Annotated in this window: 21 protein-coding genes; 1 reads left to right on the top strand and 20 read right to left on the bottom strand. The window is 34.5% G+C overall.

Annotated features, from left to right (window positions below; translation table 11 throughout):
• Positions 1 to 2: 2 nt before the first annotated feature.
• Both L990_RS00105 and L990_RS20165 read right to left on the bottom strand, forming a co-directional pair.
• The gene (locus L990_RS00105) at positions 3 to 434 is read right to left on the bottom strand and encodes a DUF1896 family protein (RefSeq protein ID WP_047444287.1); all 432 of its coding nucleotides are present in this window, start codon (positions 432 to 434) and stop codon (positions 3 to 5) included.
• Positions 435 to 653: 219 nt separating this feature from the next.
• Positions 654 to 818 carry a hypothetical protein gene (locus tag L990_RS20165; RefSeq protein ID WP_197057200.1) on the bottom strand — a complete coding sequence of 55 codons (165 nt, stop codon included), beginning with the start codon at positions 816 to 818 and terminating at the stop codon, positions 654 to 656.
• A 45-nt stretch (positions 819 to 863) separates the two neighbouring features.
• Here L990_RS20165 and L990_RS00100 point away from each other — a divergent pair, with 45 nt between their 5' ends.
• Complete coding sequence (locus L990_RS00100; RefSeq protein ID WP_047444285.1) at positions 864 to 1388, top strand: restriction endonuclease; 525 nt, start codon at positions 864 to 866, stop codon at positions 1386 to 1388.
• A gap of 247 nt (positions 1389 to 1635) precedes the next feature.
• Here the strand turns inward: L990_RS00100 and L990_RS00095 are convergent, their stop codons facing one another.
• The 18 genes from L990_RS00095 to L990_RS00005 all read right to left on the bottom strand — a co-directional run.
• Positions 1636 to 1932: a hypothetical protein gene (locus L990_RS00095; RefSeq protein WP_047444283.1), complete on the bottom strand. Its 297-nt coding sequence runs from the start codon at positions 1930 to 1932 to the stop codon at positions 1636 to 1638.
• A 282-nt stretch (positions 1933 to 2214) separates the two neighbouring features.
• Complete coding sequence (locus L990_RS00085) at positions 2215 to 2703, bottom strand: hypothetical protein (RefSeq protein WP_047444279.1); 489 nt, start codon at positions 2701 to 2703, stop codon at positions 2215 to 2217.
• A gap of 6 nt (positions 2704 to 2709) precedes the next feature.
• Positions 2710 to 2955: a hypothetical protein gene (locus L990_RS20315; RefSeq protein ID WP_047444277.1), complete on the bottom strand. Its 246-nt coding sequence runs from the start codon at positions 2953 to 2955 to the stop codon at positions 2710 to 2712.
• The gene (locus L990_RS00075; RefSeq protein WP_047444275.1) at positions 2952 to 3485 is read right to left on the bottom strand and encodes a hypothetical protein; all 534 of its coding nucleotides are present in this window, start codon (positions 3483 to 3485) and stop codon (positions 2952 to 2954) included. The genes L990_RS20315 and L990_RS00075 overlap by 4 nt, the downstream gene beginning before the upstream one ends.
• A 10-nt stretch (positions 3486 to 3495) precedes the next feature.
• On the bottom strand, positions 3496 to 3927 hold the full coding sequence (locus L990_RS00070) for a hypothetical protein (RefSeq protein ID WP_047444273.1): 432 nt from the start codon (positions 3925 to 3927) through the stop codon (positions 3496 to 3498).
• A 290-nt stretch (positions 3928 to 4217) separates the two neighbouring features.
• Positions 4218 to 4673 carry a hypothetical protein gene (locus L990_RS00065; RefSeq protein WP_047444271.1) on the bottom strand — a complete coding sequence of 152 codons (456 nt, stop codon included), beginning with the start codon at positions 4671 to 4673 and terminating at the stop codon, positions 4218 to 4220.
• Between the two features lie 4 nt (positions 4674 to 4677).
• A complete protein-coding gene (locus tag L990_RS00060; protein ID WP_052180601.1) occupies positions 4678 to 5031 on the bottom strand; it encodes a DUF4406 domain-containing protein in 354 nt (117 codons plus the stop codon).
• A gap of 13 nt (positions 5032 to 5044) precedes the next feature.
• Positions 5045 to 6670 (bottom strand): DNA cytosine methyltransferase, encoded by a 1626-nt coding sequence (locus L990_RS00055; RefSeq protein ID WP_047444269.1) that lies wholly within the window; start codon positions 6668 to 6670, stop codon positions 5045 to 5047.
• Between the two features lie 133 nt (positions 6671 to 6803).
• Complete coding sequence (locus L990_RS00050; RefSeq protein ID WP_047444267.1) at positions 6804 to 7346, bottom strand: hypothetical protein; 543 nt, start codon at positions 7344 to 7346, stop codon at positions 6804 to 6806.
• Positions 7343 to 7996, bottom strand: a complete 654-nt coding sequence (locus tag L990_RS00045) for a hypothetical protein (protein ID WP_047444266.1) — start codon at positions 7994 to 7996, stop codon at positions 7343 to 7345. The genes L990_RS00050 and L990_RS00045 overlap by 4 nt, the downstream gene beginning before the upstream one ends.
• Before the next feature lie 48 nt (positions 7997 to 8044).
• Complete coding sequence (locus L990_RS00040; RefSeq protein ID WP_156121249.1) at positions 8045 to 9004, bottom strand: hypothetical protein; 960 nt, start codon at positions 9002 to 9004, stop codon at positions 8045 to 8047.
• Positions 8958 to 9242, bottom strand: a complete 285-nt coding sequence (locus L990_RS00035; protein ID WP_047444263.1) for a hypothetical protein — start codon at positions 9240 to 9242, stop codon at positions 8958 to 8960. The genes L990_RS00040 and L990_RS00035 overlap by 47 nt, the downstream gene beginning before the upstream one ends.
• Position 9243: 1 nt before the next feature.
• Positions 9244 to 10317, bottom strand: coding sequence for a hypothetical protein (locus L990_RS00030; RefSeq protein ID WP_156121248.1), 1074 nt, complete (start codon positions 10315 to 10317; stop codon positions 9244 to 9246).
• Positions 10317 to 12215 (bottom strand): type IV secretory system conjugative DNA transfer family protein, encoded by a 1899-nt coding sequence (locus L990_RS00025; RefSeq protein ID WP_047444260.1) that lies wholly within the window; start codon positions 12213 to 12215, stop codon positions 10317 to 10319. The genes L990_RS00030 and L990_RS00025 overlap by 1 nt, the downstream gene beginning before the upstream one ends.
• A 2-nt stretch (positions 12216 to 12217) precedes the next feature.
• Positions 12218 to 13237: a hypothetical protein gene (locus tag L990_RS00020; protein WP_047444258.1), complete on the bottom strand. Its 1020-nt coding sequence runs from the start codon at positions 13235 to 13237 to the stop codon at positions 12218 to 12220.
• A gap of 19 nt (positions 13238 to 13256) precedes the next feature.
• Positions 13257 to 14369 carry a hypothetical protein gene (locus L990_RS00015; protein ID WP_047444256.1) on the bottom strand — a complete coding sequence of 371 codons (1113 nt, stop codon included), beginning with the start codon at positions 14367 to 14369 and terminating at the stop codon, positions 13257 to 13259.
• A 99-nt stretch (positions 14370 to 14468) separates the two neighbouring features.
• Positions 14469 to 15188 carry a hypothetical protein gene (locus tag L990_RS00010; protein WP_047444254.1) on the bottom strand — a complete coding sequence of 240 codons (720 nt, stop codon included), beginning with the start codon at positions 15186 to 15188 and terminating at the stop codon, positions 14469 to 14471.
• Positions 15181 to 16973, bottom strand: a 1793-nt coding sequence (locus L990_RS00005) for a PKD domain-containing protein (protein WP_047444252.1), incomplete at its 5' end; no start/stop codon positions are given. The genes L990_RS00005 and L990_RS00010, both read right to left, overlap by 8 nt.

The following is a 16973-nucleotide window of genomic DNA, read 5'->3' as shown; positions in this document are numbered from 1 at the left end:
CGCTACCTTATAGATGATTGTATAATTCGGATAACCTCAAGGTCCATTTTGTCACTGTGATGAAACACGTCGGACGAAACGTACCTTTCAAATACGTCTGAAGCTTTTATTGTAATGTTTAAAATGAAATTATTTTGATCTTCTTCAGATTGAAGTTCAAGATAATCGAAAAAGTAAGAGATCATTAGGCTTTTCACATGCTGGTACTTACTAAAAAGTAATCCTTGCTTGAGAACTTCAAAAGCGATTTCGAGTGATGAATTAACATCTAATCCATCTTTTCGACTTTCTTCAAAACTTTCATAGGCTTGTGATGATCTTAAATTAATCTCATTTTCAATATAATCTTTCCCCTTTAAAGCAAGATCTGGATGAAACTCTTTAATAAACTGAGTAATTGTACTTTTGAAAAAATCGTTTGAAAGTGTTTCCATAGTGACAAAAAATTTAATAATTACTGGTATAAATATACAAACATATACTTATATTTGCCTACCTTCAATTTTGGATGTTGTGAAACATCTTGAATTCAATCCAAGCTTAGAAAAGAGGTAGGACAATTTTGTTCTACCTCTTCCCCAATTTTACATAAACAGGATTATGAGACATTTTCCGCTCTGAAATTTGGAGGCATAAAGCATCTGATTTTTACTTTAAAATGTTGAAATGGTAAGAACAAAAAGAGAGTCTTGGGTCAACTTCATCATAACAGTAAGTTTAACAAGTTTATTTGTATATCCGTCGTTCTTCCTGATTCTAAGGAAAGTCTTCAACTCTGGATTTAATGAGTCGTTGTTAGTATTACTCTTTTTTACCATGTTCGAGTTCCTCTTCTTTTATTTCTTTACAAAAAAATAGACCCAATGGATGTTGTTTTTTTAATAATGGTATTGGCGCTCATATTCCTGTACTATCTAATCTTTCATCGTAGTCATCGAAATTATCGGCATGAAAAGAATCAAAAAACAGCAGTAAGAATCTATTTAAAACTTAAGACATTTGAGACAAAAGGACAACAGATTAACTATCTGAAACAAATAAATCCGTACGTTTTTGAGGAACTTATTCTATATTCTTTGGAAAAACGAGGACTCAAGGTTATACGTAATAAGCGCTATAGCGGAGATGGAGGTATAGATGGTCGTTTTTATTATAATGATACGCTTTTTTATGTACAGGCTAAACGTTATAAAAAACATATAAATAAAAAGCATGTAGTAGAGTTTGAAAATATAGTATCAACAAACAAGGTAAAAGGAATTTTTTGTCATACTGGAGTTACAGGTAAAGGAAGTAAAGAGGAGTTTTCCAAATCTTCTCGTGTATCTTTTTATAGTGGCTCAAAGCTAGTTAATCTCCTCTTTTCTGAAGATGTTATCTTAATGTGAAATAATGGATAAAAGAGAAAAAACCGACTTGAAGGGAAGAGTAATTATCTTTCAAAACTTTTTGATGTTTTGGAGCATTGCACGTCCATTCGCTTAAATGATTTTTAGGTTGTTTTTTGTTACTAGTCAAGCGTTTTAGTTACCTGGCTTTCTCTCCTTTCAATGGCTGCTATTCTTTCGTGCAAAGTCCATGTACTGTAAAAATGCCGCGCTGCTCCCCTTGTTGCCCTTGGCTCCTGAGGGGGTATCAAATTTTACCACCATAATTATTACCTAAAAAGTCTTTTCCTGTTGCTATTTGACTTTTGGGGACAATCTTAACCTGATATCCTAACGCATCGACGACCTTGAGTAGTAGGCTGATCCGATAGTCTACTTTTGCAAACTCAAGGTTGCTAATCTTATCTTCACCCTTGTCAGACATGGCTGACAGATCTTTGATCGAAATATCCGAACGCTTACGAATCGTTCTAACTTGAGTTCCAAGTTCTTGAAGTAACTTCGATAAGGTTGCGTTTTCTTCTAGTTTTTTCTTTCGTTCCATTCGCTTAAATGCTTTTAGGTTATTGGTTGTTTTTGAGAAATTTTAGGACTCTAAGCTTATCGTTAATATTGCCCATTTTTTTATAGAATATTACGGTAAGGATTAATAATCCCATAAAGAAGAAAAGAGCCGTTTGTAGGTATTCTCTACCATAAGATGATGTAGTAGTTATAATAACGACAAAAACGACGAAAATGCCATTTAGTATGCAAAAAAAACGGGTAAGAAAAGCGTATAATTTTAAGCGTTTTTCAAGATTCTTATTTGTTAAATTACCGTTTCTCATTTCTCATTTTTTTTTGAGAGTTCAAGAGTTTTTATTTCTTCAGCATACCCTTTTTCTATAAGATCAAAAATATCAAAATTCCATTTAATAAGCTGTGTCACCATCCAACTTGGTAGGTTATCGATCCCGTTAGGAGTAGTTATAACTTCAAAAAACCAATATTTTGCTTTTCCTATATGTTTGTAATTAGGAAAATCATCCTCTTCTGAGGGTGGACGATTATCAAAAATATCCAACTTCTTAATTTTGAGTAGTTCCATGATTGGAACTTTTCCCCCTTCTAAGCACGGATTTCCAATATCTATAAGGGAATGTAAGTAGTATTTAAAATTTGAAATAAGACCTCCCCTTTTATCTGTTTGACATTCAAACTTTTTTGTATTAATCGCTATTACTGTTTCAATTTCCATTTCATTTTTATACCGAGCCTTAAGACCATAAGGTGAATAAGGTATGATACATTCGAGCAACTCTTGATTTTTCATTTTTTACTATTTTTTATACATACGTTCAATATCTCTTTTTACTTTTTTTTTGAAGTACAACTGCCTTATATTGTATAAGGCAATAAAGGATAAAAGGAGTATTCCTAAGTAAATACAGAAGGTACGTTGAGATATACTTCTTGTCGCAATACTTATTGATAAGAATAAGATTGCGAGTCCAATCGCTAATTGAATGAATCCAATGGCTTGATAAATAATGTAACTCACTGGAAATTTTAATGTGATTTTCATTTCTTTGAGGTTGGTTGGGTTAATAATTTTGAGCCCATTACGCTAAAAGATACTATTGAAATTAATCCTGATGTGATCAATTGCAGTAGAGGTATAATTTCTTTTAAAGAAGAACTTAAAGAGTCTGGAAGAGAAAATTTTACTACTAATAATGTCAGTCCTAAAGCAAGGCCAATAATTTCGATTAAAAATCCCATACAATAAAAATATGCTAAAAATATATTTATTAACGATGCAGTAAAAAATATTGTAGAAAGTTTTAAAATATTTGGATCTATATTAAATCCAAATTTTATTAGTAATAATACAGAAAAAAAGAATACAAATCCAACAGCAATGGCGACTAGTGAAAGGAGTAAATATTTACCATTGATATCTTTTTTGTGAGAATTTGTCTCTGTATCAGAGTTTTTATCCTGTTTGAGGATATCCAGAATTTCTTTTTTCAGGTTAATGTCGTCATTAGACATAACATCATATTTCTGAAACACCATTTCTAAGGCTTGCCCGTTTTGTGCTTTTTTAGTCATGACAGATGTTTTAAATGGTTCCTATCTCTATTTCAGATTCTGACTCCTCAGAGAAAAATGGATTATCTTGAGAAATAGAGCAACTTGCTCCAGTCTGAAAAGCAATATAATCGACAACATCTTTTTCAGTGATGCCTATACCGCTGTATTTCACCTTTAAGGTAATTGTTAATTCTTCCATGTTAGATTGTTTTTTTTGGGCAGCCTTTTTATTTGAAGACAATTTGCTGCGTGACCTGTTTTTCTTTTTCAAAAAAAGGATTAAAACAATAAGAGCGGTGATAAATAGGATAATAATGACTATTCCTACAACTGTCGGTTCAGACTTGGGAACATGAATATTTGTAACAGAATGAACTGTACGTGTTTTTGGCGATATAAGCCAGGTGAAAAGGCCTAATGTTCCGAAAAAGACAATAACTCTAAGCAGGAATGTTTTCATGGTAATGCTTTTTAATCGTTATTATTCAACTATTTAAAGTAGTTTGTGCAATCCTTTTTATTTTTGAACACCTCACATTTAACTCGAATAATCCGTCTTTCGGGTCCATATCCAATGATTTTGTACATACTCCCTTCTAATTTCTCAATGAGTATAATATCACCATTGTGTTCCGTGTAGTATTCATTTTTTCGAGGTCGCATTTTTTCTTTTTTCTATATTCAAATATACTAAAAAAAATACAATAAATAGCGTATTCGATACTTTAGTGTTGGTTTTAACAAATAAAATTACGAATTGGGTTCTGGCTCTGTGTTTGATGCTTCTCCCAATTTGCCGTTATTAAAAAGGCTCTTTATGAATGCCAGTGTTAATTTAATTGAAGAATAGAATACCCCAATCACTCCAAGGGCTGTTTTGGCTAAGCAGATCCATTGGTATAAATTTATATTGGAGGTTTTAATGTCAGTAAGAAGAATAAACAAAGAGAGTAAAAGAATTGCAAATGATAGTAGTGAGTTTTGGTTGTAAATAACACATAGTGTAACGTTTAGGAACGAAACACCTAAAGACACTAGGATAATTTGAAAGAATAAATTTCCTAATGGAGCTACATAGTTATTTGCGATTAGCGCAAGAATAAAAATAACAATGACTGAAAGGGTAATAAATTTAGAATACAAAATGTATTTGGCAGATATTTTGCCTTTAGTACAATTCTTGTTGAGCGGTGATAAATTTTTCATTGTTTTACTGGTTTACAGGATTAACTTTTGGAAAGGTCATGTCAAAAAGGAAAATAGAAGGATCACTCTCATAGTAAATCGGAATTCCTTTTATAATTGCTTCATCGTATTCACGCTGTGCTCCAAGAGACATATTCCAGTTTTTGAGCATGAAGATAGCGTCCGCCTCCTCTTTAATAATACGAAGATCTTCTTTCATCTTATCTTCATACGAGGCACCTTGTAGTTTGTCATTAACAACCCAAGGATTAATCGGGTTGTGATTTACGGATTCAATTAATATACAGGCACGAAGGAAAAGGTTGCGAGACTCTTTCTCGCTCATTCCTGCCATTTTACCTGAAATGTAGATTTTCATTTGAATAGATATTTTATGCCGCAATTTCGGCTGATTTAATTCCTTTGAGGATGCCCAAGACAGTAGCTTTACAAAGCGCCCGTGACATTCTTACTTCAACAGCATTTCCAATAAATTTTTTTTTGTCTGCCTGTGTTCCTATTAGCGTGTAGTCTTTTGGGAAGCCCATAATCAACTTTAACTCGTGAATCCTTAGCATTCGCATTTTAATGTCAACGATGCCGTATAGGGCCATAAATTCCTTGATCTTACGAGTGTAATAGCTATCCGTTTCGTAAATTTCAATAGCAATCCTGCCTCCTTCTACTTCGATTAAGTAGGGCGGCATCTTGTCCATTCTGGCTATTAAGGTGAAGCATGGCTTATCGATGGAACCGCCCGTGTTTAAGTATTGCGGGTTCATTAAATAATGCCATTTTCGATTTGCTGTGATCGTCTGGGCTGGCTCTTCGATGCTGCTCCCTACATTGTTAAAACTCGTGTTCATTACCCACCTATTGCAAGTTACCAGTTGGTGCTTTGGGTTTGTAGTTACCGTGGCCGCAGGGTCGTTTATGTTGGTAGCGGTACCATTGCCGTACTGCATATAGAGAAAGCAAGGGTTAACTATGGCAATCCGATCTTTTGTCGTTACGGTGGGAGATGGTTTGTTAATGCTACTGCAGTTGTCGCCGTTTCCATAGTACGAACTTAAAAACGCCTCCTTACCTCCTGCTACATGCTTAACAAGGCCTAGATACACCCTTTCGAGAGTTTTTTCTACAAGCGGCTTTTTTCGATTAAATATGCTTTCGCCTTCATCCGAAAAATCCAAAATCTCCTTAACAGGCTTCCAATATTTTTTTGCAGTTGTTTCTTCAAATAGGCTTAACTGCTTTGTTTTAGTTCTAGGCTTTAGTTCGATCTTAAAGTGAGTTTGAATTGGCCACGCAATTTGAATTTTTGCTTTAGCAAACTGCCCAAAGTATCTTACCCGTGCAGTATACGCACCGTAATTGGCCGAATTCAATACTTGGCTATCATAGTTGTAGCCGTACCCTTTTAATTTGTTTACCCAAATATTGTAGAATGAACCTTTTAATTCAACGATGGGTACCCAAACAGGATTGCATGCTATAACTCTTTTTTTATTGCTCTTTTTATATTCAACCGGACAATAAAGTTCGTTCCCGTTTTTATCAGCAACTACTTTAATTTTGAGAGGACCCCAGTCTTTAAATTCGACAACATTCTCAATCTGAACTAAATCAGGGTTCAATGCCTCGATATAACGGAAAAGATGGTCGGCAAGAGTTCTGCTATCTGCGTCACGGCTAACACCTCCTTTAGCCTTGGAGTGATTGGTGCATTCCAAAGAAGCCCAAAGACTTAACTTGGCGTTTGGATATTTGATCCGCATTAAGGCAACATGCTTTATCAGCTCTGTTAAGTCAAGCGTCCTGATATCTTCTGTAAAGTGCAATGCCTCTGGATGGTTGGCGGCATGGCTGGCGATAGCGTTTGCATCGTGATTTACACAAGCAATAACTTTTGCGCATTGTTTACCGTTTATTCTTGCAGATTCTACTCCTGTACTAGTACCTCCAGCACCACAAAATAGATCGACGTATATGAGTTGTATATCCTTATCTGTTTCCATTTTTGATCTTTTGAACTATACAAATGTAACAAAATATATAATATAAACTATCGTTTTCGATGTTTTATTTTTTAAAAAAGAGAGAACTTTTTCAAGTCCTCCCTTTGGGGATATTTAAAAGTGGCAGTGAAGACTATTGAAATCCATTGAAAAGGAAATGATCTCCTTTTTTTACATACTTGAGGTTCATTTCTGTATCCTTATATAGATCCTTGTAATTTTTGGTTGTGTCTTTTGTTGATAAATATCTTAATACGCTGGTGTAGTCAATCGTTCTCAAATTTAGGCTAATAATATAATCTTTGTAATCTTTTTCAATGGTTACACCTTCTATATAATATGGCCTAAATGCTTTTAAAATTTGAAATCGACTCTTTAGGAAGCCTGCGCTAGTTATTGCAGTTTTCAGAGTATCCTCGTAATTAAAGCGAAAGGTTTGGGCGTATTTTTTATTTATACGCGAGTAGATCGCTGCGCTATCAAATTTATCAGCAACCTCAGGAAGTATGAGAGTACTTAAATTTATAGCACTATCTTGGAGCGCTATGCTTTCTATTTTGAAATTCAACTCTTCAGAGTAATTTCGACCTCCGAACCAATATCCAGAGATAAAAATGAATATAGAGGCAAACGATATTAAGGTAAATCGTAGAATTGCTTTGGTCTTAACTTTCATTGATTTAGTTTTTTTGTTAAAAGGCTGTCATGAGGAAAATTTGGACAATTTCGTTCGTCGAGCATAATGACCCCATTTTTTAAAATACCCAAAGAGTACACATAGGTTGAATTGTGTAACGCAGCGACTATTTTCCAGTTGTTTACTGCACTTTGCACTGTTTTATAGGTAAACGGATGAAGTACCTTATCGTAATCGTATGAGTTTAGCACTACGAAGTAGACTGATTTATTTTTCAGATTCAAATCATTCATAATTAACTCTTTTATTACTTTCTGAAAATAGCCACAAAAGAATGCACCATCAGAAAAATTGAGTTCTTTTTTTTGCCGATCAACTTCGTCTTTATCAAATTGGCAAATGTTGTGATCTGAAAGAGGTATTCCTTTATCTACTTTTTTTGAATCGTTCTTGATGGAAAAAAGGATGAAGGCGGTAGAGTCATTCACCATAGTTTCGTGTTTGAACAATTCCAAATTGTAAGTCAACTCAATATTTGAACGGGCTAACTTTGTTTTAAAAACAAATTTTTTACTTCCTGTTGTAGGGTAATCTGCAATACTTGATATTTTGAAATCTTTACTTGTTTGAGCCAAAACTGTAAAAGATGCTATAAACAGTAGGCATGTCAGAACGCTTGTTTTTTTCATAATCTGAATGTTTGTTCATTAAATCTAAATGAAAAATTTAAAAAACAGTTATTTCCAATTATAAACAATTTTTTGTATAGGTTTCCGGCTACGATCCCATTTGCGCAATGAAATGTCTCCAATATTTTTTATCCTCCCTATTTTTTTATTAAAGTTTTTCCAGTTCATATTGTATTTAACTCCAACAAGATGCAATACTAACTGTTTGTTCTTATTTTTGATGTTCTGAGAAATCCGTTCGTTTTGTCGATTAAGAGAATCTTGTAGAGATTCTGCTTCGTTCCGAAGTTTTTCTATTTGAGCCAATCTTTCGGCAAGTGTCATTGAATATTTGCCATCAGTCTGCAGTAATTTTATTTGATTTTTCTTTTTTTCAATTTCTTCTGCTATAGAAGATCGAAATTTTGCAATTTTTCTGGCTCTTTCTATTTCAACCATTTTTCGCCAATCTTCCTCAAATAAAAAATCTTTGGCAATATCATCGAAAATATCAATTTGATTTCCGCCTTCACTAGCACCATATCTTGGATCGTAAGCCATTAAAAAGTTGTAGATATCTTTTGAATTCTGGTCAATATTATCACCCGGCTTGAAGCTTACTGCTTTTACGAATTTATCATATTTGCCTCCTCTTGCGCGAATGAGATAAAAAGAAGGATCAATAGGCATTCCTATAACTTTCTCGGCCATGAATCCAACATCGTTCAATCCAAAATCTTTAAGAGCAGTGACTTTCTTCGTATTATCATAAATTTTATAGGATAAGTCGTAGGCCGCTTGGGCGTGCCTTCTCAGAGTGTCCATTTTTTTAAACGATTCCATGAGCCATTGGATTTGCTGCAGGTTGTACATCCAGTCTTTGACTTTAAAGGATTTTTCTTCAATGCGTTTCATTGTTTCGTTAAAATCGGCTTTAGCGTCGTAAACTGGAGTTCCAGCACCCTGACCAGCGACTCTGTAACTACTTGCTATCAGAAGTAGTATTGCTATCATTTTTAATGTCTTCATCTTCTGGTTTTATAATAAAGATTTTCAATTTTTCGTTTTGAAACACATATTTTTTGTGTTTTGCGACAAGAATAAAGGCCAAGCATAAAAATGCTAACTGTGAAATTAGATTTAGCCATTGAAAATCATTTAAATAAGTTAGCACACTTGCAGTTAAGAATACGACACATAGTAAAACAAGGACTTTAAACGGTGTTTTATCCTTTATACCATTAAGTATTAAAACGATTCTTTTCATACTATCTAGTTTTTCCTGAAATCTTAGTTGGCATAGATGGAATTAATTTTGTAACGCTAGAGGCTGCAGATACGGCTGTTTTTGCGATAAGTCCACCTAGTACAGTAAACATTTTCCCTGCTCCTGATCCACCAGAATATATGCTGGTTATGTAAGGAACGAAAACATAAATAAGCGCAAAAACAACGCTCAAATAACCGAAATCGCTATCTGTACTAGAGAAGTAGTATTCTCCATTTTTTGCAAGTTCTGCAATATCATCAAAAACAGCCTTGTACTCTGAATTTATATAAAACACATAACAAGCATCTATTATATTAAGCGTGAGCCCCCACAGTATGACTGAAATATAAATTTTTAGCCAATGCGTAAATTGACCTCGCCAAGGAGGTAAAATCTCGAAGGTCATTGCAATTGGTCCAACTACGAGCAATATCATAAATATTGCTTTTCGTAGAAGTATTATTATACTTCTACATAGAGTCGTAAAACCAGCCTGAAGACTTCCTTTAAGGAAATCAAAAATATTCGCAGGTGTGGGCATAGTTGAAGTCAACGCACCGTTAAAATCAGCCGATGCTCGATATTGGTTAAACTTCCCGACCGCCCAATTTTTAGCCTTAACGATGGAACCAGCAATAGAACCATCTCCATACTCTGCATCTACAGCTTGATTCTTTTTATCAATAACCGTATCCGCATAGGTCATTTGGCCAAGACTTACTATCATTGTGTATTGTCGTTCTGCATCCATTATCTTCTCAAACATTTTGTCTGAATCCTCGTTTTTGCTGCAGTTTACGGCATCAAAAGCCACCGTGTTAATTGTGTCCATAATCCAGGCATAGTTGATAATTGCAAAAAGCATTATCAATGGGTAAAAGACATACTTTTGAAAGTTGATTTTATGAGGGTCAAATCCAAAATAGAATCGTATAACTCCCCAAAATCCAGTTAGAATTGTAAAAATAGGGGCATAATTGAGCATTACGTTACGTACTTGGATTGCAAGCTGAGCTGCAGAATCAAGTATGTGTGAATCACCGATAACCTCTTCTCCTACTGATGCTATCATTAATAACATACGCTTTCCTCCTTTATATTACTGTACATTGCTTTAAGAGCTTTTGTATCTTCCATAACACTGTTATAAAAATCTTCCACCATTTCTTTTGTTACGTTTGTAAATGGAGGAACCTTAAATTCTTCAGGATTAATACCTTGATCGTCTAATCTGAGGAACTGTGATTTAAAGTAGCTGTGAGGTACTCTTCCTACAATTTTACCACAAAAGGTTCCAATTGGGAGTGAGGCTATCTCTTGTGGTTTAATAACTTCACGAGTTTGCACATTAAATGATATATTTTCAGACTGACCGATTGAACTCGTATTTTTATTCCTTCCGTAAGAAGTGTTTTCTATTATCACATCTTCCTTTCCAAACAGTTCGCTACAATATTTTACAGTCTCTCCCTCTGTTGCATTTCCATAAAAAACATTTCCAAGAGAGCCAAGTATATTTCTTCTAATGTCCTTCCCGTAATTTTTGTCCATCTGAGAAATATCCTGCCCCATGTAGCAGGAGCAGATCTTGTTTGAACGACCAGTATTGGGTAACTCATCAAAATTTGGTAAAAACATGGTTGGTGCCTCATCGAGAAGAAAAATTGACTTATCACGATCTTTCACGTTCATTGTTTTTCGGGCAACGGTAACGATTAGAGAAAAAACAGGGGTTAAAGTTTCTGTCTTCTGAGGATCATTCACGACGCAGAGTAAAGTTCTTTTTTGGGGATCGTTAAGATTTAAATCGACATCATTACCTCCAAGTACCCAAAATATGTTTTTGTTATCCAACTTTTGTGTTTGAGCCTTTAAAGTTGCAATAACACCAGCCACCTGTTCCATCGCTCCTTTTTGTACTGCTTCTGAAACAGAAGATGAAATTGAAAGTGCCTGCTCGTGGGTACTAAGCATGAGGCAAAGTTCTTCAGTTGTAAAGTGGTTGACTATAGAAAAAACGTGAGGGATATCGCAGATATCTGGATGCTTTTCTTTAATAAAGAGCACCAATGCCTTTAAAAGAAGAATCGCGCTAGTACAAAAGAAATTGCCACTATTTTTTATCCATTCCTTGTTTAAGTTTTTTAGAATTGTGTTTACGTACTCTTCAATAAAAGCTTCGTCAATCAAGTAGTTTGGATCTATAGGATTAATTCTATGAGATCTTTGAACATCTGTAAAGTTGATTATTCGAAGTTTTATAGATTTTGATTCTTTCGGGTGGCGCTTAAATGCGGTGTAAACAACATTTGTTAAATCAAAATATTTGAAATCATAAACGAGTCCAGTCCAGCTATTTTTTGCTATTTGATCAATTATAGGAATAGCTATCGATGCAGATTTTCCTGCTCCTGCTCCTCCGTTCACAAATATTCCCTGAAATGGATTTAAAACGTTGATGTATCCATCTGTCGTTTTGAAACTAAAGATTGTTTTGTTCTTGTTTTGAATCTTTTTAAGATCACTAGAAAGGTTAGTTCTTTCGAGACTTTTTTTTGTTTTTGCAGTCGCTTCAAGAACAAACCAAACGCAAAACGTTGTAGATAAAATAAAAAATACGAGGTAGGCTAAAAAAAAGTACCAAACTTTTACCCCAAAGAAGAAACTGATAAAAACGTAAATACCAGTACTGAGAAGAAAACAGATAGTCGAAATAGTAATGTTGATTTTTGTATCTTCTTTACGCTCTTTTGGTTTTTGATGTAGCACTGTGTTGTATGCTAAAACAAAAAGAGAAAATACGTAGAACGCTCTGAAGTAAGCACCGTTTTTAATAAAGAACGGTGCTGGATTTCCAACTTCTCTTACAAAAGAGAAAAGTTGGACATTGATTGATGAAAGACACAAAAAATCAAGTATAACGATTGCTAGAGCAACGGCTAGCAGTATAATTACATTTTTTGTATCCATACCTAAATTTTTAATCCTTTTCTCTTTTCATCCTTGGAGTCCAAATCGCGATTGAGAATTTCATCGGCAAGATTAGGATTGTCTATTTTTTTTTCTTTTGTTGCAAATCCAGTTTCATTTAAAGAATCTCTCACAGATTCTTCAAATATCTTTTCGTTGTTGTACGGTTTAATTTTTTGATTTGCATTAAATTGATTTACAGAAACTTCTGTATCGTCTTTTTTCTTGTAAACATAATTGCCAGAATCATCTTTACCCTTGAATTTGACCTCGCAAACTTGGTTGTCATGATCGATCATCTTAAGAGGTTTATCTGGAGTCGTAATTTCAGCTTTGAATCTTTCTAAATATTGATCATCAATTTTAGAAAGAGAGGGTTTTGCACTATTAATGCTTGCTTGTAATTCTTTGGACGTGAGTTTTGAAATACTACCTTTTTCTTCTTCTGACATATAACGATACACGTCTCTAAACGTCATTGTTGGAGTAATAGGTGTATCCATTACCTTTTCTTTTCTATAGAGATCTTCCTCTCCTTTATAGATAACGGTTCTATTCTCTTCAACGAGTTTCTTCCTATTTTCAGAGGTATCTGCTAAAATTACAAGTTCCTTTTCACCCTTCTTTTTTGTATTAATGTCTCCACCCGGAAATTTTTCGACAGCCATAATCTTTATAGACCCATCTTCAGATGGTTTTATGAGCGATATCGCTTTTTTGTCAAGTTCAATGTAATCACGTTTAAATGCATCATTACCTATAAAATTCTGATTGTTAGGATAAATTCGAATTTTACCATTTCTTTCAGAAAGTTTACTGATAGCCTCTGGATTAAGAGAAAATGTCATTATTCGTTGCCCATTTTCAAGAATTTCTCGTTTTTGAGATCCAACGGTAATCAATTTATCTCCGTTGTGAATTTTGGGCTTATTTAGATTTGCAGAACTTTTGAGGTCTAAAGATGATTCATCTATATGTTCTTCCTCAAGTTTTCGTTTTTTAAAATCTTGGATGTTGTCCATATTGATTAATTATTAGTCATTATTTTATCTTAGGCTGCTTCATCTTAGGTTCCTTAATCTCAGGAGTCGCACTTGCCTCTTTTTGTCCTAATCCTGCTTCATTTTTTTTTAAGGCAGTTGTAACGGCGGTTTCAATTCCTTTTGAAAACGAAGGATTTTCATTGATCATTTTCTTGACTAAATCACCATGTTTTTTTTCAACTAGATCTGGCTTTGCATTGATTATGGCAAATGTTCTAATTGTTTCGTTTTTGGTTATCGCTGCTTTTAACCCATCTTTAGAGAGGTCATCTTCTTTTAGTTTAAGAAGAGAAGGGTTGTTTGTATATCCAGCACCGACATAGTTCTTTTCTTTAAATTTCTCGGACTTATCTTCTTTACTTAACTTTTCATCACCAGCCCGAAACTTATTTTCATAGATCACAAGATCAGATTTATCTCGACCTATATTTTGTGGATTCTTATCGGCAACAATTAGCCTTATTTGGCCATCGTTATTTTTTGAAATAGAAAGAGTTTCATTTTTATCAAGAACAAGTACAGCGTCTGTTTCTTTCGATGGCTTTTCAGTTAAAAGTAACCTATGTCCATTTTCAGTTCTATTGATAAGAACTCTTACATTCCCATAGGAATCTGCATCCAACTTTTCAATATCAGACCCTTTAATTCTGACATTAAATAATTTTGAAGTAGCCCCATCTTGGTCTGTAAACTGTTTAAGGTTTACTCCGTTTTCAAATTTTGAACTATTTGAAAAGCCGTTTCCCAAGTAGTTTTTTTCGTTATCCTTTAAAGAATATACGGACAGGTTAGGCATTCCTTGCTTCACATCTTTCTTTGAAGAAACGTAAATGCTAGAAATATAACCTTGCTCATTAGACGGGATTTGTAACGTTTTTTCTTTGTCAAGATACAAGGATGAATCAAGACCTTGTTTTTTGCCTTCAGGAATAGAGGAATGCACCTCGTGTTTGTTGGTTTCATCATTTTTAACGATAAAAACAGGAATCTTCCCTCCCTTATCTTCAAGAGAACTAAATCGCTCTGCATGAAGCGAAAAATTTACAGATTTGAAAGAGACATTATTATCCTCTTTCGTTGTTACATTTGCTAATCCGAGGAACGTACTCATAGTTTGTAAAGATTGGTTATACAATAAGAAAGGTGTTAGCAAACAAATACTAACACCTTCAAAGGTACTAAAAAATATAATATAAATTAATATAAAATACTACACAGTAATTTCTTTTGTTTTTTCGACAGAGTATACCCCATTGTTGTCTTTTACACGGCATTTTATCAAAAAGGTTCCTTTCTGAGGAAGGACGAATTTTATTGAAGAGAACTTCGAGGTTCTAAGGAGATAGAAATCCCCAATTCGGTATTCAAATTCAACTATTTTTCCACCGTATATAGCATCTCGATCGTAAGAATTTGAAAGGTTGATTTCAATCTCATAAGGCGATATGTTTTTAATCGCCTCTATCTGCATGTTTGTTACGGGTTCTAGATTTTCAAATACTGTAAGTTTGACCTTTTTCTTTACTTCTTTGCCATAACCATCTTTGAAGATTAGCAACCCAAGTGTATTTCCAACCTTTCCTCCTTTGATAAAGATTTCTTTTTCGCCTGTTTCAGTCATAACGCCTTTGTTAATGTCAAATTCACCACCTACTTCATCTTTTTTCAAAGAAATAAAAGCGGAAGGGCTATACTCAAATTGAGAACGGACTTCAATAGACGAAAAGTTCTGGCTCATTTTTAATTTACAGCTTTCCGTAAACCCAAACTTCACAGAATCAACAAGGGAATCCGCAAATGCTTTATTACGGAGGCTAAACTGGACGTCTAACACATTATAGTTGACGAAAAAATCTTTTTCCTCTTCACAGGAGGTAAGGAAAAGGAAGGCTGTAACAACAGCCATTCCTATAAATATTCTTTTACTCATTCTTAATCAGTTTAAATTTTTGATTGTTAACTGTAAGCAAATAAGCACCTAAACGTAGTTCTGTAATATCAATTCTTGAAGAAGTAAAGATTTCGCCCTTTTTGACAAGGACTCCCATCGATGTGTAAATTCGATACTCGTTTTTCTTCCCTTCAAGTACTTGAGGAATTGCAATGTTTATGTATGTTGTACATGGGTTCGGATAAACTGTAATATCTGAATTAACTTTAGTTTCAGAACTTACCTTATACAGCCTAGAACCAACTTTAATTGAGCTGATCTTGTTTGGTGTAAGACTCTCGACATTAATCCAACCTTCTTTTAAAACAGAAATTTGACATCCGCTAGGATTCTTCACAAGAAGTTCTATGTTGTAGAATCCTGGCAAATAGAAGTAGTGACTAGGTTTATTTTCAGAAGACCAAGCACCATCTCCAAATGTCCATTTGTAATTATGTCCATCCAGTTTTTTGTTTGGCTCAAACTTAATCAAACCGCCTTCGGACGCGACGTTTGCGGTTGCTGTGAAGTCTACAGGTTCAACAGAAATATTGTTAACAATGAAATTTTTGAACGAAGAGCATCCTGAAAAACTTATAATTTCAAGAGGTTGAATAGAGTACCCTCGTGGCATAAACGAACCATTAAGGGTTATATCTGCAGTCCCATTATAGTTAAATGTACTTTGTAGTACCATTGATTTTACATTGGCAGTCTGACCACACAGTTTTATTGTATCACCAAGACATTTAACGCTATTATCATTGTCTACGTTTATGTACAGTTTTTTCTCATAAGTTTTTCCACCAATGCTAACACTATATGTGACTTCATTTATTCCAACTTTTCCAGATGGATTGAAATATTGGCCCATTTCGATGCCATTTCCAGTAAAGGTCCCATTTTGAGGTGAAACATACTTGAGTAGGGAAAACTTTTCTGAGTTTCCACAAATTCGAGGAACGGAGCCAGCAGTAATACCATTAAAATCTATAAGTTCAGAAACCTCAATATTTTGTTCCTTTGTTGCAGAACATCCATTTGACGCACTTCTTACTGTATAGGTAACTTTATGTACTCCAACTCCAGCTACTGCAGGTGAAAACTTAGATCCTACAACGCCATTTCCAGAAAAAGTGCCTCCAAGAACGTTAACACATGAATTTAAATCGAATTCAACCTTAGTGTTTTGTAGAGGGACTGTGCCAAAGGTTAAGTTTGGCGTTTCATAAATTTCAAAGGTTTGTTTTTCAGTTTGAACACAACCATTTTCGTTCACGACGTAAGAAATAGTTTTAAGTCCGCTTTGGTTCGGAACGTAAAAGCCGTTTTGAACATTTGCATCATTTTCACTAAAAACGCCTCCTTGTAGGTTTACATTCTTGTTTAAATCTATTTTAGAGGTTCCAGAGCAAACGTTTGGAATAGGATTAAATACAAGAGGTCTCATTGCGGCTTTTATATTCACGGTTTGGCTCACCTGATATTCGCATCCTGTGGAATTTTCCTTGTAATTGTAGGTAACATTGTTTTCACCGATAGGCATATTGGCAGGATATAATAAAGTATCCTTCACGCCTTGCCCGACGAATGTGCCTCCATAGATATTTACATATCGTTTAAGGTTGATAGGCGTATCTCTACAAACTTCAGGAATTGCATTAAATTTAAGATTAGGGGTTGCTTTTACGCTGATATTCTTTTTCAGAATAAGGCTGCAGCCGGTACCCCTAACAATGCTGAAGGTAATCTCGTTTACACCGACATCTGCCTTGGTGGGGTCAA

The sequence above is a fragment of the Alistipes sp. ZOR0009 genome (genome assembly GCF_000798815.1).
In the GTDB taxonomy this organism is placed as follows: domain Bacteria; phylum Bacteroidota; class Bacteroidia; order Bacteroidales; family ZOR0009; genus Acetobacteroides.
The sequence above is the reverse complement of the archived record's forward strand: the minus strand, read 5'-3'. Positions and strand labels throughout refer to the sequence as shown.